At 47.0% G+C, this 22,792-nt stretch carries 16 protein-coding genes and 1 pseudogene; 3 read left to right on the top strand and 14 right to left on the bottom strand.

The genetic code is table 11. The features are described from left to right. Positions 1 to 120 precede the first annotated feature (120 nt). The 4 genes from AC1S8V_RS15455 to AC1S8V_RS15440 all read right to left on the bottom strand — a co-directional run bounded on the left by AC1S8V_RS15455 (position 121) and on the right by AC1S8V_RS15440 (position 6,161). Positions 121 to 1,737, bottom strand: coding sequence for a glycoside hydrolase family 43 protein (locus tag AC1S8V_RS15455; RefSeq protein ID WP_482074342.1), 1,617 nt, complete (start codon positions 1,735 to 1,737; stop codon positions 121 to 123). A gap of 62 nt (positions 1,738 to 1,799) precedes the next feature. Continuing rightward, a complete protein-coding gene (locus AC1S8V_RS15450; protein WP_482074341.1) occupies positions 1,800 to 3,776 on the bottom strand; it encodes a YjhG/YagF family D-xylonate dehydratase in 1,977 nt (658 codons plus the stop codon). Positions 3,777 to 3,797: 21 nt separating this feature from the next. Then, the gene (gucD, locus tag AC1S8V_RS15445; RefSeq protein ID WP_482074340.1) at positions 3,798 to 5,264 is read right to left on the bottom strand and encodes an alpha-ketoglutaric semialdehyde dehydrogenase GucD; all 1,467 of its coding nucleotides are present in this window, start codon (positions 5,262 to 5,264) and stop codon (positions 3,798 to 3,800) included. Positions 5,265 to 5,285: 21 nt separating this feature from the next. Continuing rightward, on the bottom strand, positions 5,286 to 6,161 hold the full coding sequence (locus AC1S8V_RS15440) for a fumarylacetoacetate hydrolase family protein (protein ID WP_482074339.1): 876 nt from the start codon (positions 6,159 to 6,161) through the stop codon (positions 5,286 to 5,288). A gap of 170 nt (positions 6,162 to 6,331) precedes the next feature. On the opposite strand from AC1S8V_RS15440, the gene AC1S8V_RS15435 reads away from it, so the two are divergent. Then, a complete protein-coding gene (locus AC1S8V_RS15435) occupies positions 6,332 to 7,255 on the top strand; it encodes an AraC family transcriptional regulator (protein WP_482074338.1) in 924 nt (307 codons plus the stop codon). Here the strand turns inward: AC1S8V_RS15435 and AC1S8V_RS15430 are convergent. The 4 genes from AC1S8V_RS15430 to AC1S8V_RS15415 all read right to left on the bottom strand — a co-directional run bounded on the left by AC1S8V_RS15430 (position 7,244) and on the right by AC1S8V_RS15415 (position 9,046). After that, positions 7,244 to 7,384, bottom strand: a complete 141-nt coding sequence (locus AC1S8V_RS15430; RefSeq protein WP_482074337.1) for a hypothetical protein — start codon at positions 7,382 to 7,384, stop codon at positions 7,244 to 7,246. The genes AC1S8V_RS15435 and AC1S8V_RS15430 overlap by 12 nt on opposite strands. 71 nt (positions 7,385 to 7,455) lie before the next feature. Continuing rightward, entirely contained in the window at positions 7,456 to 7,752 is a 297-nt protein-coding gene (locus tag AC1S8V_RS15425) for a hypothetical protein (RefSeq protein WP_482074336.1), read from the bottom strand. 45 nt (positions 7,753 to 7,797) lie between these two features. After that, complete coding sequence (locus AC1S8V_RS15420; protein ID WP_482074335.1) at positions 7,798 to 8,658, bottom strand: aldo/keto reductase; 861 nt, start codon at positions 8,656 to 8,658, stop codon at positions 7,798 to 7,800. A 31-nt stretch (positions 8,659 to 8,689) separates the two neighbouring features. Then, positions 8,690 to 9,046, bottom strand: a complete 357-nt coding sequence (locus tag AC1S8V_RS15415) for an ArsR/SmtB family transcription factor (RefSeq protein ID WP_482074334.1) — start codon at positions 9,044 to 9,046, stop codon at positions 8,690 to 8,692. A gap of 358 nt (positions 9,047 to 9,404) precedes the next feature. Between AC1S8V_RS15415 and AC1S8V_RS15410 the strand changes: the two genes are divergently transcribed. Then, the gene (locus AC1S8V_RS15410; RefSeq protein ID WP_482074333.1) at positions 9,405 to 10,289 is read left to right on the top strand and encodes an SDR family oxidoreductase; all 885 of its coding nucleotides are present in this window, start codon (positions 9,405 to 9,407) and stop codon (positions 10,287 to 10,289) included. A gap of 150 nt (positions 10,290 to 10,439) precedes the next feature. Here AC1S8V_RS15410 and AC1S8V_RS15405 read toward each other — a convergent pair whose 3' ends face one another. The 4 genes and pseudogenes from AC1S8V_RS15405 to AC1S8V_RS15390 form a co-directional block, all read right to left on the bottom strand. Then, on the bottom strand, positions 10,440 to 11,618 hold the full coding sequence (locus AC1S8V_RS15405) for an MFS transporter (protein WP_482074332.1): 1,179 nt from the start codon (positions 11,616 to 11,618) through the stop codon (positions 10,440 to 10,442). 24 nt (positions 11,619 to 11,642) lie between these two features. Further along, positions 11,643 to 12,461 carry a MerR family transcriptional regulator gene (locus AC1S8V_RS15400; RefSeq protein ID WP_482074494.1) on the bottom strand — a complete coding sequence of 273 codons (819 nt, stop codon included), beginning with the start codon at positions 12,459 to 12,461 and terminating at the stop codon, positions 11,643 to 11,645. 251 nt (positions 12,462 to 12,712) lie between these two features. Then, a pseudogene (locus AC1S8V_RS15395) lies at positions 12,713 to 12,796 on the bottom strand (arsenate reductase); the annotation flags it as partial. Between the two features lie 139 nt (positions 12,797 to 12,935). Next, positions 12,936 to 14,750, bottom strand: coding sequence for a glycoside hydrolase family 43 protein (locus AC1S8V_RS15390; RefSeq protein WP_482074331.1), 1,815 nt, complete (start codon positions 14,748 to 14,750; stop codon positions 12,936 to 12,938). A 370-nt stretch (positions 14,751 to 15,120) separates the two neighbouring features. Here AC1S8V_RS15390 and AC1S8V_RS15385 point away from each other — a divergent pair, with 370 nt between their 5' ends. Further along, on the top strand, positions 15,121 to 16,482 hold the full coding sequence (locus AC1S8V_RS15385; RefSeq protein WP_482074493.1) for an alkaline phosphatase: 1,362 nt from the start codon (positions 15,121 to 15,123) through the stop codon (positions 16,480 to 16,482). Between the two features lie 153 nt (positions 16,483 to 16,635). Here AC1S8V_RS15385 and AC1S8V_RS15380 read toward each other — a convergent pair whose 3' ends face one another. Together AC1S8V_RS15380 and AC1S8V_RS15375 are read right to left on the bottom strand one after the other, a co-directional pair. Further along, entirely contained in the window at positions 16,636 to 17,472 is an 837-nt protein-coding gene (locus AC1S8V_RS15380) for an alpha/beta fold hydrolase (RefSeq protein ID WP_482074330.1), read from the bottom strand. 248 nt (positions 17,473 to 17,720) lie between these two features. Continuing rightward, positions 17,721 to 22,748: a golvesin C-terminal-like domain-containing protein gene (locus AC1S8V_RS15375; RefSeq protein ID WP_482074329.1), complete on the bottom strand. Its 5,028-nt coding sequence runs from the start codon at positions 22,746 to 22,748 to the stop codon at positions 17,721 to 17,723. Positions 22,749 to 22,792: the final 44 nt, after the last annotated feature.

The raw sequence follows: 22,792 nt of genomic DNA, 5'->3' as shown, positions 1-22,792 counted from the left end.
GATTTATATGGAATAATGTGCCTTTTCAAAATTAAAACCCGTTGATAATTTCTGATTTCACATGGATAAATATGTGATTTGGTCCTCTTTGGATTGTCCCTGTTTCTTCCAAGAAGACCGTCACATGTTTTCCAATACACCAGCCGCATGCTTTGTTTCTTTATACATAAAGTAATCAAAATCGGCATGTTTTCGGGTTCCGCCAAGATCTTGCACACAAAGACCGATATAGGTTCCTGTAAACCGGATATACTCCGGAGATTCATCGGACAGATGTGTGATATCAACCCACCCGCCTGTCGTATTCCAGGATGAATCACTATTTAACGCATAGTAAAAGCGGGCGCGATCTTGATCCACCACAGCCTTTAAACGAAGCGTGCTCACCGACTCTAGCGGAATATCCTCCAGCAGTTCGTCGTAAACCCCGTATTTGGACTGAATAATTCCCAGGCAGAGCCGTTTCTCTTCATGATAAGTTACACGTAAGTAGAGATAGTCCTGGGTATCGTAGTACAAAATCAATCCGGCCATTTGCTGTGGATGGTCCGGCGCAAATTCCAGACACGTCTCGGCTTCACATTCCAAGGCCTGAAGTCTCCGTGCGATCATGCTTTGCCTGTGCGTTGAACTCATCGACTCAGTGCCGTGCAAGCGCAAGTAACCGGGACGTTCTGTCAAGCTGACCCAAGTCGAGTCGGGTGGAATGCGAAGTGTATTCCAATCATGCCGAAGCTCAAAGTGATCGAAATGATCCATTTCAGCAATCGGCTCAAACGGATGGGACTGGATCATCGGTGCAGGCACCTGAACCTCCGGATATCGGTCACCGCTCGCAAGTCTCAGCCAGCCGTCCTCGCTCCACGTACATGGCTGAAGTGCGGTCTCACGTCCAAGAATGCAATATTTGTGATGAACGGGTCGTCCGACCAGATGAGCCATGTACCATTCGCCGGTATGCGTTTCGACTAGACTACCGTGGCCTGCCTTTTGTAGAGCTAAATCCGGTCTGCCGTATGAAGTGAGGATCGGATTGGCAGGATCGACCTCATAAGGACCTTGTAACGTACGGGAACGTGCTGCGGTAACCGCATGCTCATAACCGGTTCCACCTTCAGCCGTAATGAGATAATAATAGTCGTTGTGTTTATACAGGTGGGGTGCTTCGGTCAGGCCTAATTCTGTTCCCTTAAATATGTTCATGGCCGGTCCGATCAGCTTATGTTCCTGGATGGAATATTCCTGAAGAACGATGCCTGCAAACCGATTTTTGCCCTTACGGTGATCCCATATCATATTGACCAGCCATTTGCGTCCGTCTTCAGCATGAAACAGGGAAGGATCAAAACCGCTGCTGTTCAGATACACCGGATCGGACCAAGGGCCCTCGATATCCGTTGCTGTCACAAGGTAATTGTGAGTATCTTTAAAAGCACCTACCCGGCTTTTGACATCGGTGTAGATCAGGTAAAACACACCGTTGTCGTAACTAAGACAGGGTGCCCATACGCCTCCGGAATTAATGTTGCCCTCCATGTTCAACTGCGTTACACGAGTCAGTGGAGAAGCGATTGGCCGCCAATGAACCAGATCCCGGGAATGGTGAATCCGTACACCAGGGAACCATTCAAAGGTGGAAGTAGCGATATAATAATCCTCCCCTGCTCGGCATATGGACGGATCGGGATGGAAACCGGGAAGGATGGGATTGGTGATCATTTTCTTGATCTTATTCATGGAAGAAACCTCCGGTATGAAAGTAATGATCTGTACAACAACAGATACACAAAAGGTGGATATCAGTACCAGCCCAGCGCTTTTTTGCCGGCTTCCAGGGCGGTTACGATCCGCTCTACATCATATACATTCCCTCTCCAAGTCCCACCGCTGACCGATTGCAATGCAGCCCAGAGCTTTGTATCATCTGGCAAAGCTTCATCAGGCCTCATATCCGGATGGAAGGACCTTTGTGCCAGGATGAGAGCACCTTCTTCCGGCGAAAACTCCATCTCTCCTTCTCCGACAAAGTTAATGCTGCCCTCCAGCGTGTTACGATCAACCGCGATGTCAATCAGGTCTCCGTTCCGAAGCTTGCCAATCGGTCCGCCTGCCAGCGCTTCGGGGCCAACATGACCAATACACGCTCCGGTGGAAACACCGGAGAACCGGGCATCCGTAATCAGTGACACGTATTTGCCAAAAGGCAAATGCTTAAGCGCAGATGTAAGCTGGTACGTCTCCTCCATTCCGGTTCCCGATGGACCTCGCCCAAGAAGCACAACAACGTCGCCAGCCAGAATACCTCCGGTTTTAATCGCATGGATCGCCTCACGTTCAGTGGTAAACACCTTTGCTCTGCCGCGATGACGGTATACGCCATGCTCATCCAGCACAGCAGGATCAATAGAGGTGGATTTGATGACAGAACCTTCTGGAGCGATATTCCCGGTTGGAAATGTTACGGTCGATGAGATTCCAAGCCGCTGAGCGTGTTCTACACTCATGATGACACTGTCCGGATCAATGCCGTCCTGCTCTTTTAACTGCTTCCGCATGAGATGACGCCGTTCCGACGATTCCCACCAATCCAGTACCTGACCCAATGAAGTACCTGTAACCGTTGGTACAGACTCATCCAACAGACCAAGCTGTCTGAGGTGGAGCATGACCTCCGGTACGCCTCCGGCCTGAAAGACACGTATGGTCGGATAAAAGATCGGTCCGTTTGGCAGGGCACTAACCAGCCTCGGAACATTTTTGTTGACCTGTATCCAGTCCTGTACCGTGGGCACGGTTAAACCGGCTGCATGAGCAATAGCCGGGATGTGAAGAAGCAGATTGGTAGATCCGCCAAATGCGGCATGAACGGTCATGGCATTACGAATGGCTGCATCTGTGACAATGTCAGCCATCCTCATCCCCTGAGACTCCATCTTGATCAGTGCGCGAGAGGATTGGCGCGCCATTTCAATCCAGATGGGCTGCCCGGAAGGTGCAAGCGCGGCATGCGGTACGGTCATACCCATTGCCTCTGCAACGACTTGGGCTGTTGCCGCGGTACCTAGAAACTGACAGCCTCCCCCCGGTGTAGCACAAGCCCGGCATCCTAAATCTGATGCCATTTCCAGAGAGAGTTCTCCGCTGACGTACCTTGCGCCGATGGTCTGAATTTTACCAGCGTCCTCTCCATCGATAGGCGGAAGCGTAACACCACCGGGTACGATCACGCCGGGCAGTTGCGGCATGCCTGCGAGTGCGAGCATCATCGCAGGCAGACCTTTGTCACACGTTGCGACACCAATCACGCCTTTACGCGTTGGCAGCGAGCGAATCAGTCTGCGAAACACCAGAGCGGCATCATTCCGGTACGGGAGCGAGTCGAACATGCCAGTCGTTCCCTGTGATCTACCGTCACACGGGTCACTTACATATCCGGCAAACGGGATCCCACCGCAGCTGGATAGTTCTTCTGCGGCAGCTTTCATCAATAGACCGACTTCCCAGTGACCCGTATGGTAACCGAGAGCTGCCGGACTGCCATCCTCATTGCGGATACCGCCCTGTGTACTTAAGATCAGATACTGTTTGCCATTCAAATTCCCTGGCTTCCAGCCCATTCCGACATTCTGGGACATGCCGAACAAGTCGCCGCTTGGAGCATTCCGCAACAAATCATCCGTTAAAGGCAGACGTCCTGCTGCCCCTGGAGCATGTGCTATGATATCGAAGCAATTAGACTCTTGCTCCCCCATAATCGACATAATCTGTTCGTACATGATACCCTCCTACGGTTTGGTTTATGACTTCACGAAGACCGTTTTGATGTCCGTGAAAAACTCGATGGCCGCTTGCCCCTGTTCCCTGGAATGCGAGCTTGACATCTTCATTCCACCGAACGGAGCTTGCAGCTCTACGCCGGCTGTTTCCGCATTAATTCTGACGAGTCCCGCATCCATATCCCGGATGAAAGACAGCATAGCTCCGACATTTTGTGTATAGATGGAAGCACTCAAGCCATAATCGCTATCATTAGCCGCCTCTATTGCTTCTTCCAGAGAATCCACCGGGATCAAGGCAAGCACTGGGCCGAAGATTTCTTCCCGGGCTATGGACATGTTGGATTCGACACCTTCAAATACGGTCGGTTGGACATAAAATCCCTCTTCAAGCCCTGGACCGTCTGCTCTTTTTCCACCAGCTAGCAGAACAGCACCTTCATCCTGTCCTTTTTGAATATAGCTCAGCACGGTCTTGAGCTGCCCTTCGTTCGCACATGGACCCATCCAGCTTCCGGAAGACATGCCGTCGCCCAACTGAATTTCCTGGATTTGCGAGAGCAGCTTTTCTTTGAAGGCATCGTATACTTTTCGTTCAATAATGACCTTGCTGGTAGCCGTGCATTTTTGGCCCGTAGATTTTAAGCCCCCGCTGATGGTTGCCTCGACAGCCAAATCCAAATTAGCGTCTGCGGCGATGATGATCGGGTTTTTCCCGCCCATTTCAAGTTGATACTTGGCCCCTCGTTCCAGTGCTGCGGCGCCGACCCGCTTTCCAACTTCATTGGAACCTGTGAAAGTAATCCCGCCCACATCCGGATGCTCAGCAAGTGCGGATCCGATCACAGAGCCTCTGCCGCATACCAGATTGAGAACGCCTGCCGGAATACCTGCCTCCTCGAAGCATTCCATTATTTTAGCCGCGGTGACTGCGGTTTCCTGAGCTGGCTTCAATACAACCGCATTGCCGTAAATCAAGGCCGGGGCCGTCTTCCAGATTGGAATCGCAACAGGGAAGTTCCATGGTGCAATAACACCCACAACACCAAGCGGTACTCGCGTCGTAAACATTATCGCCTCGCTGTCCGTTGAGGGAATGACATCCCCGGTTTTTCGCATACCTTCACCCGCGTAATACCTTAAGATGGCGACTCCACGCATCGTCTCTCCTTTGGCTTCAGGAAGTGTTTTGCCCATTTCTCTTGTCATCGCCTCCGCAACCTCGTCTGCCCGACGTTCCAGCACGTTCGCTGCTTGAAATAGATAGTTACCGCGCTCTGCGCCGGTTAACCTCCGCCAATCTTTAGCTGCTGTCTTGGCCGCTGCGACAGCACGGTTCAGATCCTCTAAGCCGGAGTAAGGTACATACCCCACTACCTCATTCCGATTCGCTGGATTTATGCTGGGTTCGGTTTCTCCTGACGCAGCCTGCGCCCATTCTCCGTTAATATAATTCCTGTATGTCTGCTCTACCTGAAATGCGGTCATAGCATTTATCCTCCTTATAAACTAGTTTGATATGACAGGGTTGATGAGTGTCCCGATATCGCTAATGGATATTTCAATACGGTCCCCGGGTTCAAGTGTAAAATCATTGGGTGGCACGATGCTTGTTCCCGTCAAAAGTACCGTCCCGTCGAACAAATCGTTGTCCCTTGCCAGGAAGGAGACCAGCTCATCCAGCTTTCGGTTCAATTCACTCGTACTCGCTTCACTTCTAACGACCATTTCTCCTTCGCGATAGATCTGACAGACAATACTGAATTCATAGGGATTCTGTACAGTATCCGCGAGTCGAATAGCAGGACCTATGGAGCAAGAATTACGCCATATTTTTGCTTGTGGAAGATACAGCGGGTTTTCCCCCTCGATATCGCGGCAGCTCATATCATTGCCAACGATGTACCCCACAATGCTGCCATCAGCTGCAAGCACCAATCCCAGCTCAGGCTCCGGGATCTGCCAAGTGGAGTCGCTGCGAAGTGTGACAGCCTCATTCGGTCCGACAGTCCGGGCTGCTGTGGATTTAAAAAAGATCTCCGGTCTCTCTGCATCATAGACCTTATCGTAAAAGGTCTCCGCATCCAGCTTTCCATCTGTAGCTTCATAATTCCGAGCTTCCCGGCTCCGCTGATAAGTAACACCCGCCGCCCATACTTCCGGAGCTTCCACCGGCGTGATCAGGTGCAGGGAAGTCCAATGATCGGTCAGCTCGTTCAATGGTTTAAAAGCGCTTTCAACAAGTTGAACTGGAGAAATCCCCTGTTCCCTCGCTTGATAGATCAACGTCATAAAATCTGCCTGTGGCAAACGATAGACTCTGTCATCATCTGTAATTGCTGCCAGCCACTTCTGTTGTCCGTCCAGAAATCGAATAATTCTCATTCAATCTTGCCCCCATTCTTCCCCATCGGGTTGATAATTCTACCATATCATCAGCGATGGTTCATGACGATGTGCTAATCCATCCGACGAATTACCCTTTTCACGCATTGTTTTTCTGTTAAGATGAATCTATCAGTATTTGGAATACAGAACATGATGAGGAGGTTCCTGTGACCAAACTTTCGGAAGCTAAGTATTTAGGCCGTCTGCCCGATGTTCGCATGTCTTTTCAATTATTGGGGTTACACGCAAGAAAAGTAGATTCGAACTGGACTTATCCGTCCCATGAGCATTCGATGTATGAAATCCACTGGATGATGGAAGGTCAGATGAACATGGTGGTTAACGGACAAGTGTACAGTCAGTCCGTTGGAGATCTTTTGTTCATCCGCCCCGGAGTAACCCATTCCTGTACCGGTGCCGGACCGCAGGGCTTCACTTACTTTTCCGTTCATTTCAGCATACACGATACCTCCTTTTGCAGAGAACTCAACCGCTGCAAGGACATTTATTATCCGGCTGATTCGGATTTAGCTCAGGGGCTTTCCTCTTCACTGTCTACACTGTATGCCCTTGCCACAGAGCACTTGTCCGTCTCACTGTCTTCTTCCAAACAAATGAAGGTTCATGCCGCCGTATTTGAACTGCTCGGGTCCCTAGTCGGCCAGTTATCTCAGAATGCATCCATTACCTTATCTAGAAAAGAAGCCATCGCCCATCAAATTGCCGAGCACATTGAGGATTCGGTAAGATATATCCATCTTCATGGGGAAATACAGGAAAGCGAGCGAACCTGGATCCAGGATATCGCCAAGTCGCTGAACATTAGCCCGTCACAGGTCAATCGGATTTTTCGGCAGGTATACGGCATAGCGCCACGCAAGTTTTTATCCGAAACCCTTCTGAACGAAGCCCAGCGGCTGTTAAAGCAAACTGACCTGAACATTGACCATATTGCCATGATGCTGGGGTATAAGACCAATGCCCATTTTAGCCGTCAGTTCAAGCGGTGGACAGGCATCGCGCCGAGCGAATTTCGCAGCCATTCCCTGCAGGCTGCGGCATCCCATCATTCTGATGATTCATACCGATGAGCTTTTCTTTGTATAAAAGGTAATAATGTTACGCTGGTCCATGGCACCTAGCATATTACCGTCAAGAGTTACCCCGCCGACAAAGCGGTCATCATCACGGGTAACAATGGCCGCTGTCGTTATTGGCATGTATATGCCCCGATTACTCACATTTCATATGGATTAATATATGAATTACATATGGGAAATTCTGCTCCATATTACTGGCACAGCAATGTTGAAGATTCGCCCCACCCATTTAGAGTCGTGCGAAGGTGATGTAATCGGACTTGGACAGGCTCCGCCGATTCGATTCGAAGTGCCCGGTTAATCTGTCCCCGGTGATATTGCCCATGTAAGATGACTTGCGAGAGAATATCCCGGATAGACGTTCGGAACGGAACCCCGCTCTGGTTCGCATAGTCAATAATCGCATCCAAATTGGATTCCTCGAGTGCTTCTAAGATGCGTTCGTCGGCCCAGTACAGGTGGTCCATCATGCGCTTGATCGTCTTCATTTCGCTTCCCCCCTATATATCTGTTCAATTACAAGGTCGGGGTTATCAGCGAATAAACAGTTTCATCAAATTTATATAAATCGGGTTGATCATGTAACCATTCGGGTTTAAGGAATATCTTTTGCCTGTGTCCAAGCGCCGTATTTTCTCCATGTCATTCTCATTCAGTTCAAAGTCGAATATTTCGTTATTCTCTTTTATCCGTTGAGGGTTCGTCGATTTGGGGATGACCATAATTCCGCGTTGCAGATGCCAGCGCAAAATGACTTGCGCAACCGATTTCTGATGGCGAAGGGCAATTGCGGCCAGCTCCGGATGTTCCAGCAGCCCCTTGTTTCCCTGTCCCAACGGGCCCCAAGCTTCATGCAGAATCCGATGTCGAAGCATATAATCATGTAATTCGTGTTGTGGGAATTCCGGATGGGTCTCGATCTGATTAACCATCGGCGAAATTCGGGAATTCTTCTTGAGATGCTCCAGATGCCGGATCTCGAAATTGGCTACACCTATAACTTTAATTCTACCTTCGTCGTATAACTCTTCCATCGCCTTCCAGGAGTTCACGTAATGAGGACCGGCGAAATGAATCATATACATATCGAGATACGTTACGTTCAGTTTCTGGCAAGTCTGTTCGAACGCCTTTTTCGTCGCATGGTACCCGAGATCTGTCGTCCACACTTTGGAGGTAATGAAGAATTCCTCCCGGGGAATGCCACTTTTCTGAATGACTCGGCCTAGTGCCGCTTCATTTCCGTAAATTTTGGCCGTATCGAAATGGCGATAACCAATTCGAATTGCCTCTTCGACAGTTCTCTCGAAAGCTTCCCCGTCGCTGATCTTATAAAGGCCGAACCCAAGTTGAGGAATGTCGACTCCGTTTGCCGCTTCAACTGTCCGATTCAATCGCAACGCCCCCTCCCTGTTCTCCTAATCGCTATTCCGATGCTAGTTCTTCACATTGTGCAAACACTTTCTCTATTTCATTCACCAGATTTTTCAACAATTTCAGTTTGCTTCCCGAGTCCAGACTGTAATAGTTGAGAGTTCCTTCTTTACGCACGCTTATAATCTGCGATTCTTTTAATATTTTCAGATGATGTGATACGGTCGGTCGGGAGAGGTGTGTTTTCATCCTGATCTCACCTACGCGCATGCCGGTTTTTTGCGGTCCTTGAATTAAGGCGATGAGGATGGCTTGCCGGGTCTCGTCACCAATCGCGTTTAACACCTTCTGATTGTTCTTGAATTCGATAGCAATCGTAGCCGCGAGTTCCTGATCCAGGTAGATCATCCCCTTCCATATAATCGTTTAATTCTTGCAGTTACAGCCTATCACAATCTTGGATTCGGTTGCATATCGGGAAAGAAAATCAAGAACCTGTTTTTCCCATATGATATACCAGTATCGTGAAACGACAAAAAAGGCCGCCAGTCATTACTGGCTAACCTGTTCACGAGTCGCTATTAACGTGACTTTAATTGTTATCTGCTTCTGCGAGCTTCATAAGTTTACCTCCAAAAGTATCATTCGAGATACCTGGTATCTCGAATGTGCGTACTTACATAAAGTTTGTGAGTTAGTTAATATAAATATAACATTTAGTTCATTACTGAACAAATGAATGTAACTATAAGGAGCTGTTGTATATATGGAAACGATATTAGTTTATGGAGCGTCAGGGGTGCAAGGTGGAGCGGTTGCAAGATTGTTAACTTCCAAAGGAGTAGCGGTTCGCACCATTACACGTCATGAGAAGAACGTAACGGCCTTGAAAGAACAAGGCATAAATGCATTTGTTGGCGATCTGTCTGTACTAGAAACGCTGAATGAAGTTAACAGCGGTGTGGATAAAGTCTTCTTGAATATGCCAATCGAGTATGACACAGCATTAATGAAGCAACAAATTACGAATGCCGTTGAAGCTGCTAGACAAGCAGACGTGAAATTGATCGTTGTGAATTCGAATGGCTTTTTACCAGAACAGCCAACCGATACCCAAACGTTGGATGTTAAACGCGAAATGATCGAGTATGTACGACATAGCGGTATTCCAACGATTTTGGTAAAACCTACACTCTATATGGAGAACTTTTTGATTCCGGGTCTCATCAATAATGGGATGCTTTTCTACCCTGTGCCAGCGGATAAACCAATCCCATGGATCAGCTCCGAAGACGCAGCGCAATATCATGTTTATGCGTTAAGCCATCCTGAGCTGGCAGGACAAGTGTTACTGGCTCCAGGGCCAGAAGCTCTCACGGGTGCAGAACTGGGTGATCGTTTTACACAAGCCTTGGGTCAAAATGTAACTTTCCATTCCCTGAACTATGATGATTTTGAAGCAGCGCTTACGCCAGTAATGGGGGCAGACCAAGCAGCTGGTATTGCGAATTTCTATCGTTGGATCGGAGCCAATATTGATTCCCTGAACTATTATGACGTGAAAGATCGCGTAATTGTTCCAGATCTCCAATTGACTTCTCTGAAAGATTGGTTGCAACAACCGCATATAAATACACTGTTTGGTTCTTAAGCAACATCACTCTAGAGTGATAATAATGCTTTATTTTTCAGGGAATGTACGACTCGTACATTCCCTGTTTCAAATTAGGACTTGAACGCCATATAAGACCTGTGTCCCTCCCAGTATTGCACCGAGTGAACCCCTAAGTTTCATTCGATTCTATTCACCAGTAACCATAGGGTTTCCAGTCCTACTGCTCATCTTTCTGAATAGTAGTAGGGCAAGAAGTAAAGCAATGCTTACAGCTCCAAAACCCAACCAATTTAAATACAGGACAGATGTACGACTGATGACAAACCCGCCTAATCCAGATCCCAGTGCAAAGCCAAATTGGATGAACGACGTATTTACGCTTAGGGCAATGTCCGGATTGCGAGGCGCCAAAGTAACCAGGTATAATTGCTGGGCCGGGGAAATACTCCACGTTGCTAACATAAAAATCATTAAAACCAAGATTAAAACCAAGAGATTCACACCGGCTAGAGCAAACAAAAGAAGAGTCGCCCCTTGTAACAGGAGACCGAGACAAATTGTGAATTTTGCTCCCTTTGCATCGGCCAATTGCCCACCTACTCTTGATCCGACAAAGCTGCAAATTCCCGCGAGGAATAAAACACCGCTAATTTCGGTCATGGAAAGAGAGGATGTAGCTTGCAAGAAAGGCGTAATATAAGTGAACAGTGTAGAATAACCGCCAATATACAATAAAGTAATAAGCAAGGCAATGAGAATGGTTGGATTTTTTAAAATGGAGAGTTGCATTCTCAGCGTGACCTTTTCTTCCTCTTTGATTGCTGGAACCTTATTGTTGATGATAAGTAATGGAAGAACACTCAACAAACCGATGAATACAAATAGAACTCTCCATCCAAACATTTCGCTAAAAAATGTGCCCATGGGAACACCGAGTACTAGCGAACTGCTGAGCCCCATCAAAATGATACCGATGGCATTGCCCCTTTTCTCTTTTTCAACAAGTCGTGTCGATACGGCCATAGCTATAACGGTAGCGATTCCTCCGCTTGCCCCTTGCATAATTCGCACCCACAGTAATGTTTCGTAAGAAAGGTTTACAAGCATAAGTCCGTTGCTGGCTATAAACACACTGAGGGTGGACAACAGTAATTTCTTCCGATCCATATTTATTGTAAATGCAATGAGAATCGGGGCGATAATGGCCGCTGCCAGAGCAAATACAGTCACCAGTAAACCCACTTCGGAAGTAGATACGCTCAAGTCTGCGGCGATCATTTCAATGACTCCTGTAATAATGTATTCAATGGTTCCAATCAGAAAAACAGCCAGTGCGAGGACATAGATGATCCATTTATTTTTCAATTTACTCCACTCCGTCTTCTTCAGTTATCTAATTAGTATTGGGATTTGTATTTCTATCAATTGTGCATCTTGTTCTTGAGATAAAGGTAAGTATAGTTCCCTACCAGACTCGTTTTCCTTGATCTGATAGTTATTTTTCTCAATCCATGTAGCTAGATGAACACAGGCTTTACAGGCAAAGGTGGCATTGGAACGGTAAGCGATGGTGGCCATCATGGGCTCAGCAGGAAGAGTCCGCAGTTGAAAGGGGTCGGGAGGTGATCGCAGCTCACAGGTTAAGAAATAACCAATTTCAAACTCGAACTCATCCTCTTGTCCGGCGATTTCTTTCCACAGAACAACCTGCGGTCCGTGGATCAGTTGGCGCATTTCTTTTGTTAATGACTGATCAAACTGACGAAATAAATTCGGGATATCCTCTTCCCTCCCGCACCCTACCTGAAAAAGAAACTGCTGAGCACCTTCCGCTTTGATTCGGATCTCTTGTCCAGTTTCGACTTGCCCCTCTTCCTCTATAAGCTGCATGCGCTTCTCAATCCGGACGAGTTTGGCTTGTTCCGTATCGATAATCTGCTGGATTTCGCTTCTTTTCAGCTTAAACATACCTTGAATATTCTCCAATGTAATATCTTCATGTAGCAACTGCATAATCTGTGGCAATGTAAACCCCAATTCTTTATACATGAAAATTCGGTTGAGCTCCAGAAGCTGATCTGCGGAATAGTAACGGTAACCCGTATCGCGATCCACCATTTTCGGCTTAAGTATGCCGATCTGGTCATAATAACGCAGTGTTTTTAAAGAGATCCTACTTAGCCTGGAAAACGCACTGATTTTGAACAACATACATCTCCAATCTTTTAACATAATGCGAGTATACAGTTTCCCGTGCAGGGGAAGGTCAAGAGTGTGCATGCTTCTCATTTTCATAGGTAAAATCAATTACCTTTCTTGTCATCACTCTATGTTGGTGTTATGAGTAAGTCAAAGAACCGTTTTTGAATGAAACGTTCATTTTTTTTGAACAAAAAAATGCCACTTATCGTGGCATCCTTTCGGTATTCATTAAATTGTCCTGCTCCGGCGGATTTGTATCATTTTCCGGTTTCAGCAAACGTTTTAATACGCTCCCCAATCTGGTCACGTACCCGTTGGAATACGGCCCATTTTTCTTCATCTGCTTGGCCCAGCCTTCGGCCATTTGGCTCCCAGCTTGTCTGCTGCTTCCTGAATAGAGTCCATATCACTTCCTCCTTCCTAGCGACTTTTGTTCGCCATTACTTCTTCTCCAGAATCGATGAACATGAAGGCCTGAATTCAGAGAATTACCGGCTGCAACAGCCCATCCGTTCCGAAATATAGCGGATCTATACATATTTCGCGGTGACAGCCCTTTCCAGAGGAAAATCTGGACAATGGCGTTACAAAACGGTGATAGGCAATCCGGTATTGACCGGTTTCATGTTCAAGAAAAATACAGTGATGACCTGTGCCCAGCATACACTTCTCGACATTTTTACTCAGGATCGGATATTGATAGGTGATTGGACCGTATAGCTGCTCTGACGTACCGTAATTTACATGATAGTCCTCACTGCCCGTATCATCACAGGACCACGTAAAGTGATATCGTCCACCATGCTTTAGAACAGTTACGGCCTCGCGAAAATCATGCAAGCCTGCCAGATTGCTCATCGTTTCCTCTATTACACTTGTCATATTATCTTCAAGTTCAACAATTGCTGCATGTCCGTTTCCAAATAACAGGTACGTTCTCCCGTCATCTTCGACATAGATGGAAGGATCAATAGCCTGTCCCATCGTAATGCCCAGACGTTTTAATTGCTCCATCGTGATTAAAGGTTGCGGTTCGGCAAGGAATGGACCGATCGGTGTATTCGCTACAGCAACGCCGATTGCGCTCTCGCCGTTCAGCATTTTGCCGCAGAAATAAAAATAGAACTTCCCATTTCGGCTGGCAATCGCCGGTGCCCAGGCATTACCACTGGACCAGGCTACATTGTCTGTTCCCAGATCGAGTATGACGCCTTCGTCTTGCCAATGCTTCAGATCCACAGAAGAAAACACCTTGAACTGTGTTCCTGACCACCCCTCGAATCCATCTGTTGTCGGATACATGTAGTAACGATCTTCAAACTTTGCGATATCAGGATCGGCATATTGTCCAGGAAGCACTTGATGACTGTCTCCGAAAGCCGCCAGCAACCGGTTGCACTCCTCGGCCGTGATTGGCAGGACGCTCCCATGCCGCTTTTGGGTCGTTCCCATATCAAATTCCCCATCAGGTACAATACGGAATTCCCCGCTGTCCAGATCTGTAGTCACCAGAGGAAGGTAACCTTTACCCTCTGCAAAACGATCGACAATCAGGCACCATTCCTCGCGATCATTGAATTTAAATATTTGAGGTCCCTCAACACCTGCCACAACTTCGAGCCCTGGAGCGTGAAGTGGAACGAACGCATCTTTGTCGAGTGAAGCTCCCTTTTCGACCCGGATGTTTTTGGTCGTTTCATCCTTGGAGTATCGATAGTAACTGCTGGCAGATGAGAGAATCGTTGTGTCGATAATATGGTTATCCCGCTCAATGTACTTTTCAGATGCGGAAAACGTACGAAAGTCTTTTGTACGAGCGCTATATATTTTTTGCTTTCGTTCAGGTTCTTGAGGCTCCTGAGTCGCAGAAGCCCAGAATACGAGGAACTCGTCTGTTGCTTCGTCATACACCGCTTCGGGGGCCCAGACACAACCTGCATCCTCAACACCGAGTGTAACGTTCCAAGGAGAAGACCAGTTTACAAGATTACTGGATTCCCACACCATTACATCACGGCTCCCTCCTTGAACGGCATGAGTCCATCCTTTACCGCTTGCAATGCGGAGATCCGTAGCGATCAGATAAAATTTATCTTCCTTGGCGGAACGTATCAGAAATGGGTCCCTTACTCCCTTTTCCCCAAGGTTCGAAATCAGTACAGGCATGCCGTCATTGAGGTCCTTCCAGTGAAGGCCATCCTCACTATAGGAGAAGTAAACTTGCTCACCGTCTGGCTGTTCGCCAATAAAATGTACAAAGAGATACCCATCATATTTTGTATTTGTTGTGAACAATTTTAAGAGCCTCCTGAAAATGAAATTGACTTTGTAACCATGATATCAAAATGAAAGCGTTCTACTTATGTTGTATCATACTTCAAAAACTGCGGAATGAGTATATTTTTGTACAAACAATGAAGCTGCGGCACCAAGTACCGCGGCTTAGTGTTGATTCTATTGAATTTGCTTCACGTGTCATTTTCATATCTCTCTGCATTTCATTGTTCCATCTAAAAGAACTGAAGTCATTGCCTTATTTTCTTTGTTTTACCTCAGGAATACAAAACTCTTGGTTTTCATTTACAAATAAATGATAATCTTCTTAATGTTGGACAAATGAATATAGCTTCATGCATTCATGTTTGAGATATAACGAGGAGGAATCATTGTGAAATTATCTAAAAGAGTACTACCAGTGGTAGCGCTGACTCTGGCTGTATCGGCTTCTACTCTCTTGTCAGCCGGACAAGCAAGTGCCGTTCAAGCCGTAAGTGTGGAGAAGAAACAAATCAAGAACATCATCTTCCTCATTGGGGACGGTATGGGAACCTCTTATACTTCCGCCTACCGTCATATGAAGGATGATCCTTCGACGAAGGGCATGGACAAAACTGTATTTGACCCTTATCTTGTGGGGGCACAAATGACCTATCCGGATGATGATAAGCAAAATGTGACGGATTCCGCTTCCGCAGCAACAGCCATGTCGGCAGGCGTAAAAACCTACAATGCGGCCATTGCGGTTGACCCTGAGCAGAAGGAAGTCAAAACCGTACTTGAGCAGGCCAAAGACAACGGCAAGTCCACCGGACTCGTAGCTACGTCGGAGATCACTCATGCCACACCAGCTGCATTTGGTGCCCATGATATCAGTCGAAAAAATATGGATGCTATTGCGGACGATTATTATGATGAGTTGATTAATGGCAAGCATAAGGTAGATGTACTTCTTGGTGGAGGGAAATCCAATTTTGTACGCGAGGGTCGTGACCTGACGAAGGAGTTCCAGAAGGCCGGATTCAGCTATGTGACGGATCGTTCCTCTCTCCTTGCTGATAAGAATCAACAAGTGCTTGGACTGTTTGCCGACGGAGGTCTGGACAAGTTGATTGATCGTACTGCTGCAACTCCATCATTGGCTGAGATGACCAATACAGCGATTGATCGCCTCAGTTCTAACGACAAAGGATTCTTTCTAATGGTGGAAGGCAGCCAGATCGACTGGGCAGGACATGATAATGATATCGTTGGCGCGATGAGTGAAATGGAAGATTTCGCAGCAGCATTTCAGGCAGCTATTGATTTTGCCAAAAAAGACGGTGAAACACTTGTCGTAGCTACTGCCGACCACTCCACGGGCGGACTTACCCTTGGAAAAGACGGAGAATACAACTTCTTCGTGGACCCGATCAAAGCTGCTCTGCGCACGCCAGACTTCATGGCAGCACAAATTGCAAAAGGTGCTTCGGTTGAAGAAACACTGAAAAGTTATCTGAAACTGGAGTTGAAACCTGAAGAGATTCAATCGGTAAAAGCAGCAGCCAAAAGTGCGGATGTAACAAAGATTGATAATGCTATTGAAGCGATTATTAATAACCGTTCATTTACGGGCTGGACAACAGGTGGACATACAGGTGAAGATGTTCCGGTCTATGCCTACGGCCCGGCAAGTCACCGATTCTCCGGGTTGATCGACAATACAGATAATGCAAAGATCATATTTGATATTCTTACAAAGCATCAGTAATCCAAATGGTCAGGATCCTCCAAGAATACAGATGGTATCCGACACTTTCTGTGTTGAAGTCTATTTGATTCCTCAAAATCTGAATAAATAATGAAAAGGTCGCTTATCCTTGATTGGATAGCGACCTTTTCAGTGCTCGTCTTAATTCCAGGCTTAGTATTGCAAAAATTCAATTAACGCTGCATTAAATACTTCGGGGTGTGTCGCATTAAAGCCATGTGGGCCGCCTTCTACGACCACAAGTTGGCTGCCAGGGATGGATTCATGTGTACGTTGCCCACTGACTTCAAGCGGCACAATGGCATCGGAATCGCCATGAATAACCAGTGTTGGAATATTGAATTTCTCCAGATCCTGACGGAAATCGGTAAGAGCAAAGGCAGCAATGCAATCCAGTGTACCCTTAGGGGATGCCAGAGCAGCAATATCGCGGTTATATAGACGGAACGGTTCGCTCACCAGATCTGTACGATCTCCTGCAGCGAAAAAGTTATTCGTAAATGCATCCAAGAAGGCTAGACGATCCCCCTTAACCCCATTTTGGAATTCTTCAATTGTTGCATCGTCCAATCCTCCCTGTGGATTATCTTCGGATTTATAAAGGTATGGAGGCACAGCTCCGGCAAATACGGCTTTGGAGACCCGTTCCGTTCCATATGTTCCGATATAGCGGGCCACTTCGCCGCCTCCCATGGAGAAACCGACCAGTGTAGCATCACGCAAATCGAGATGTAAAATCAATTTATGTAAATCTGCAGCAAATGTATCATAGTCGTAACCATCCCAAGGCTGGGAAGACTGACCAAAACCACGACGATCATACGTAATAACCCGGTAACCAGCTTCGATTAGATCAGGTACTTGCTTCTCCCAGGATCGTCCACTCAAAGGCCAGCCATGTATAAGGATGATAGGTTGTCCCTCACCATGATCTTCGTAATACAGTTGAATGGGTTGTGCTTTCTCTTCGCCTACGTTTACATTAGCCATGGAAAATCCCTCCGTTTAGTTATGTTTTGTTTCCTGGTTACCAATCAAATGCTACATATGGAATCTATTATTGTCAATTGTATCCATGAAATCAATTGTATAAAATCAATCCAGCTCAGTATAAGTTCTTGTCCCTCGCCAAAAAAAGCCGAATGGATCATTCTCATCCACTCAGCTCTTACGGTTATTTTACAATAAGTAGTATATCATCACTTACCGTTGTTCCACTTTCATACATATACTCACCGCTATTCAGAAAGTGTCGGTTCACCTTGCACCTCATTTGCAAGCAGCTCCGAATCATCGGAATGCCGTTCGAACATAACTGCGTCAACCCTCGTATAGATCATATCCGCAGGAAGAGTTGGCGGGTCTACCGTTGTAGGCGTAACTCTGGTTAACCTGACATACTCGCTACCGTCACCCGTAAAGTCGAACGTTCCCAGATTAACCCAACCCGATGAGCCGACAGTTGCATCGATATAGGTGAGCTCGGTACCCGTCTTATGCTTCACTTCCACTTTGACATGATTATCGTTGGCCGTCGTATGAACGAGCTTGTAGATCGAGACCGTATATTTCCCCTCTGGAAACTGGCCTTTCCACGTTGCTGATGATCCTTGAACTGTAGAGTAACGGGACTTAACCCCAATTTTGTATCCGGCTAAATTGCTTTGGCTCCAAGACCCTTCTGTCGTGTATAACCCAGTTGTATCTGTACTGTCCACGATAACCGTTAGGTCCTTGATCGTGATGGTCAAAGGCGGTGTGGTTAAGGTGATACCGTCAATCGTGACAGTGGCCCATACCTCAATGTGATCCGTGTCCTCATTGAGATTGAGAAGGGTCAACAACCCACTGCTATCCACTTCAGCCAGATCCGTGCGATCAACAAAATACTGCACATTGGCCTGTGTTAAATCACCGATCAAACCGTTATCCAAATATCCGGTTACACTCAGTTGTGCGGGTTGAGTCATCTGCAGTTCATTCCGATCGGACATGACCACAGCAGACTCCAATTGCGGTACCCTGTTTGGGTCCACCCACATAATCGCATCGGCTACGACTCTCGATTTGTTGGCCTTATTGGTTAGTTCCACGTACCCGCTATCGCCTGCAGCAAAAGGATAATCCCCCAGGTGCACCCAAGTACCATTCGCCGTTGTCTCATCAACAGTAACGGTCTCGGAGCCTCCGCTATGATAAACGGTAAATGAGGCATTTGTTGCCCAATTTTCACTCGCAGCAGTGATTTGCGGAATCTTGTAATACACACTGTAAGTGACACTTTCCGGCAGCTCAGGCCGCCATCTCATTTTGCTTGTCGCTGTGCCGGTCGTAGATTTGGCATACACATAGTTATCATAATAATAGTTGTCAGCCGTCGTATCCCTTATCCAATCGCCTTCTGTCTCCGCCTCCGTATTATCCACAATGATGGATGAACTATCCTGCCCATCGGGTTGGACTGGCGTTTCCGATACCTGATCCGGCAGATAGAGTGTCCGCTTACGGGTCTGTTTCCCCTCCGATTCCACGTAATACGTAAAGGTTTGGGATAAATCATTCACCCGTATCGACCATTCCATCGGATAGATCGTATCTGGGACGGTCGTATACGTAGCCCCGCCATCCAGGGAATAATGGATTGTCGCTGGTTTTGTCGTTTTTGCCTGCACATAAGCATCATAAACCGTTTCGTCGGGCTTAACCAGCAGCATGCCTTTAACCGCATCAATTGGACTGTGGGTATCAAAGAAATAGCTTGCATCCGATGTATCAGCCGTTCTGACCTGATGCAGCGGTACATCAATATCGAGTCCCTCTACAATGATCGCGGTGATTCCCTTGCCTGAAACCGTGGCTTGAATGATTCCACCACTCATAACCGTTTGCTCTGGTGTGCCATTGTCGCGGATGATCGTTACGGTGTAATCTTGTGCCGGGTTGAATCCAATGATATGTTCATTTAATTCAATTGGAGTCTGAACTTCTTCTGAAGATGCGTTGCTTAACCCGATGTAGAATTTATCGCCGCTCTCACCCGTTATCCAATTCAATTGAGGATGGTTGGTCTTAATAATCCCCTTGGGCATCCAAAGCCAGACGTCCGAATTACCATAAAATTGCCCTGGTTTATTCCCATAGAGGTGATATTTAAACCATAAAAAATTCGTTTCAAATACGGAAGGAAACGTAATACTCCCGTTCGATTTCAATGATTGTTCACTGATCAAATAATCCATCGTTTGCCCAAGCTGCCCCGGGATATGGTGATAATAGATGGATGTAGCCCCGCTTGGGCCTTCCAGAGGAAAATCCGGTTCAAGTTGGCTCACGGCGAAGCCTTTATAGTAATAACCTGGATAACTGGAATATCGACCGATAACCGCATTATGAGCAATATCCTGCAGCAGTGTATCCCCTGTATAGAGCGACAATCGCAGCATGAATGGCGCTTCCTGAGCATTCATCCGATAATAGCCGGTTGTACTTCCTGCTTCAAACGTCAATCCGCTCGGTGAAACAAGCCAGCGATCCGCTTGAACACCTCCGGCTATATCTTCTGGAAGCTTGAGCCTAGGATATTGAAATTTACCACTTTCCGGCCAATGGAACGACTCCGCGTAATTATATGTCTCCGGCTGCGGAATCGTAACGTTACCTTCAGGAACCGGGCGAGCAACAAACATGGTTGCATACCGTTTGGCTTCCTTATAAGCGGCATTCAAGTATTTGGGATCCTGCGTTTCCTCATATAGCTCCAAGATCTCCATCCACAGCTTGCTGTAATAATAAATGAACTCATTTTTACTCACATCGACGGATACAGGCGTATCGATATGTTGCGTGATATAGCTGTCGGCTGCATCCTTCGCAGCCTGCAAATACTGCGCATCTCCCGTCATACGATACATCATCAGGGGCTGAATGACAGGCCCCCGGTCTTTCTGATCCGGGTCACGCACGAGGTATTCTTCCTGTGCCAGTGCCCCAATTCCTGCCGAAGTACCCATCATCTGATTGACAGCGGCTACGCTTGAAACATCAAACGGCAGAGTAGCCATTTTCCATAAGGAAGGCACACCATATACTTTCTTTTGCGTTGGCGACCAACCGATACCGTTTCGCGATACGCCATACTGGACGGACGGCAGTGCTCTCGTATCGTATAGCTGGTCATCCCCAGTCAAATAATAAGCCCCCAAAAGAACCGCATTCGAGCTTGTTCGGACACTATCCTCGTTTTCGATATCGATAAAGCCCTTGGCACGGCTCCACCACCCGCTGGGTGATGGGACATAATTCACAGAGTCGTCCCCTTGCGGCTCAATTTTAAGCAAATCGATCATATTAAACATCGCGTCAGTGAGCGACTGATCTGAAACATTTTCCCGGTATGCTGAATAACCGTACTCATTGCGAAGAATATCCGCGTAAGACTCATACAGATTGCTTTTTTGAGCGGTTAGCCCCATATGAAATTGATACGTGCTTTCTGCGGTCATTTGCGAATAAGTCCCTAATTGAGGCGCATACAGGATTGGCTGCACGCTACCTTCGTTGTTGACAAGGCTCATGCCAAGCCGTTGTTTTGTAACGCCTCCCGTCGGTTCAAATTCAACCGGAAGCTCTGCCGAAGGTACAAATATGCCATACGTCAATGGATTTCCCGCACCATCATTCTTCTCAACCAGGCTCATCGGAGCGCTCAGCTCTCTTAAGCTTGTTGATTCTGCTGTACCTACCATTTTGGCGTGTGACCTGAATCCATTTAACACTTCATTAATGCCCGAGACTGCCTCTGTTGTGAAGGACTGATATCCAATCACATAATTGCCGTCGCGGCGAGGCGTAAAGGCGAAGGAAACATCTGGTTTATCCCCTGCCATGGACCAGTTCACTTCAAAATCGTAATCACTGCCATGCGTGGAATCGGTCAATACCGCCGTCTGGCTGTCTGGAAAATGAATTCCGTCGAATGTAATCCAGCGTTTGTTCATCGTATCGTAGTAATTGGTTCGGCTGCCCGCATTCCCATCTAATAAAACCCATTGCTCCTCAAGTCTTTCCGATTCATTATTGATTGGAACCCAGTTCCCCGTCTCTGTGTTTTTGTAGAACATGTCACGAACGATGGATTTGCCTTCATCCCATGCTGCCTCATAGAAGGTTGCCTTATAGTTAGCATTTTTGATGCTGCCTTTTTCCGTGTAACTGAGATTCGCTAAGGTACGGCTTCTTAGCGGGGGGAGCGGCGGTGCTTGTTGACGGATATCCCCCTCGAACTTGACTGCATCAGCTCGCGTAATAATTGTACCCGTAGAAGGTTGCGTTCGAGTCAGCCTGACAAATTCGCTATCATCACCACTAAACTCATACTCCCCCAGGTCCACCCATCCAACCGATGGACCTGACGAAGGTCTAAGATCCATAAACTTAACATCCGTAATCCCGTTATGAACAATCTCAATTTTCACATTACTATCTGCTTTATCCGCCCAATCCAGCTTATAGAACGATATTCTCGCCGTCCCTGCTTCCAAGCGCGGATTCCATGTGATGCTTCTACCTACAGCGTCTGTATATTTGGAACTCGAATTATTGTATCCCTTTACTCCTGCGCTTGTGGTCCAATAAGGAGCAGAGAATCCGTTATTGGCATTACCTGCATCAACAGTGACGACATTATCAATTGTGAGGCTTCCATCATCAATGATGATCGTCTTATGCGGCTCTTTCTGTTGAATATTCCCTTCGAACTTGACCGCATCCGCGCGCGTAAGGATCGTGTTCGTCGTGCTGGTAGACCGAGTCAATCGAACGAATTCTTCACCAACTCCGGAAAAATAGTACTCTCCTAAATCAACCCATCCCGCTGGATCACCAGATGAAGGTCTTAGATCCATAAAGACTACATCCGTCGTTCCATTATGAACAATTTCGATTTTTACATTACTATCTGCCTTATCCGCCCAATCCAGCTTATAGAACGAAATTTTCGCCGTTCCTGCTTCCAAGCGTGGATTCCATGTTATCGTTCTGCCTGCTGTACTCGTATATTTGGTGCTGGAAAGATCATACCCCTTCACCCCTGTGCTTGTGGCCCAATTTGGAGCCGAATACCCATTGTTCTCGTTATCCGCATCAGGTGTCACAACATCATTGATCTTGATACTCCCGTCATCGATGATAATCGTCTGATAAGGTAAGGTCTCCGCGTAAGCGGCCCTTATTCCGATCAGGCTGAAAGGAACTACGATCGTCAACATGAAAACGATGAAGAAAAACAGCTTCCTTTTGACCATACAATTCA

The organism is Paenibacillus sp. B46(2026) (genome assembly GCF_056786355.1).
Note: the sequence above shows the minus strand (reverse complement) of the source record. Positions and strands in the feature narration are given on the sequence as shown.

Coding starts and splice junctions, on each gene's coding strand:
- AC1S8V_RS15425 (WP_482074336.1), bottom strand. CDS start 7,752: ATGAAGACGATCAAGCGCATGATGGACCACCTGTACTGGGCCGACGAA.
- AC1S8V_RS15380 (WP_482074330.1), bottom strand. CDS start 17,472: ATGGCTAATGTAAACGTAGGCGAAGAGAAAGCACAACCCATTCAACTG.
- AC1S8V_RS15410 (WP_482074333.1), top strand. CDS start 9,405: ATGGAAACGATATTAGTTTATGGAGCGTCAGGGGTGCAAGGTGGAGCG.
- AC1S8V_RS15450 (WP_482074341.1), bottom strand. CDS start 3,776: ATGTACGAACAGATTATGTCGATTATGGGGGAGCAAGAGTCTAATTGC.
- AC1S8V_RS15415 (WP_482074334.1), bottom strand. CDS start 9,046: ATGATCTACCTGGATCAGGAACTCGCGGCTACGATTGCTATCGAATTC.
- AC1S8V_RS15430 (WP_482074337.1), bottom strand. CDS start 7,384: ATGCCAATAACGACAGCGGCCATTGTTACCCGTGATGATGACCGCTTT.
- AC1S8V_RS15455 (WP_482074342.1), bottom strand. CDS start 1,737: ATGAATAAGATCAAGAAAATGATCACCAATCCCATCCTTCCCGGTTTC.
- AC1S8V_RS15375 (WP_482074329.1), bottom strand. CDS start 22,748: ATGTTGACGATCGTAGTTCCTTTCAGCCTGATCGGAATAAGGGCCGCT.
- AC1S8V_RS15440 (WP_482074339.1), bottom strand. CDS start 6,161: ATGAGAATTATTCGATTTCTGGACGGACAACAGAAGTGGCTGGCAGCA.
- gucD (WP_482074340.1), bottom strand. CDS start 5,264: ATGACCGCATTTCAGGTAGAGCAGACATACAGGAATTATATTAACGGA.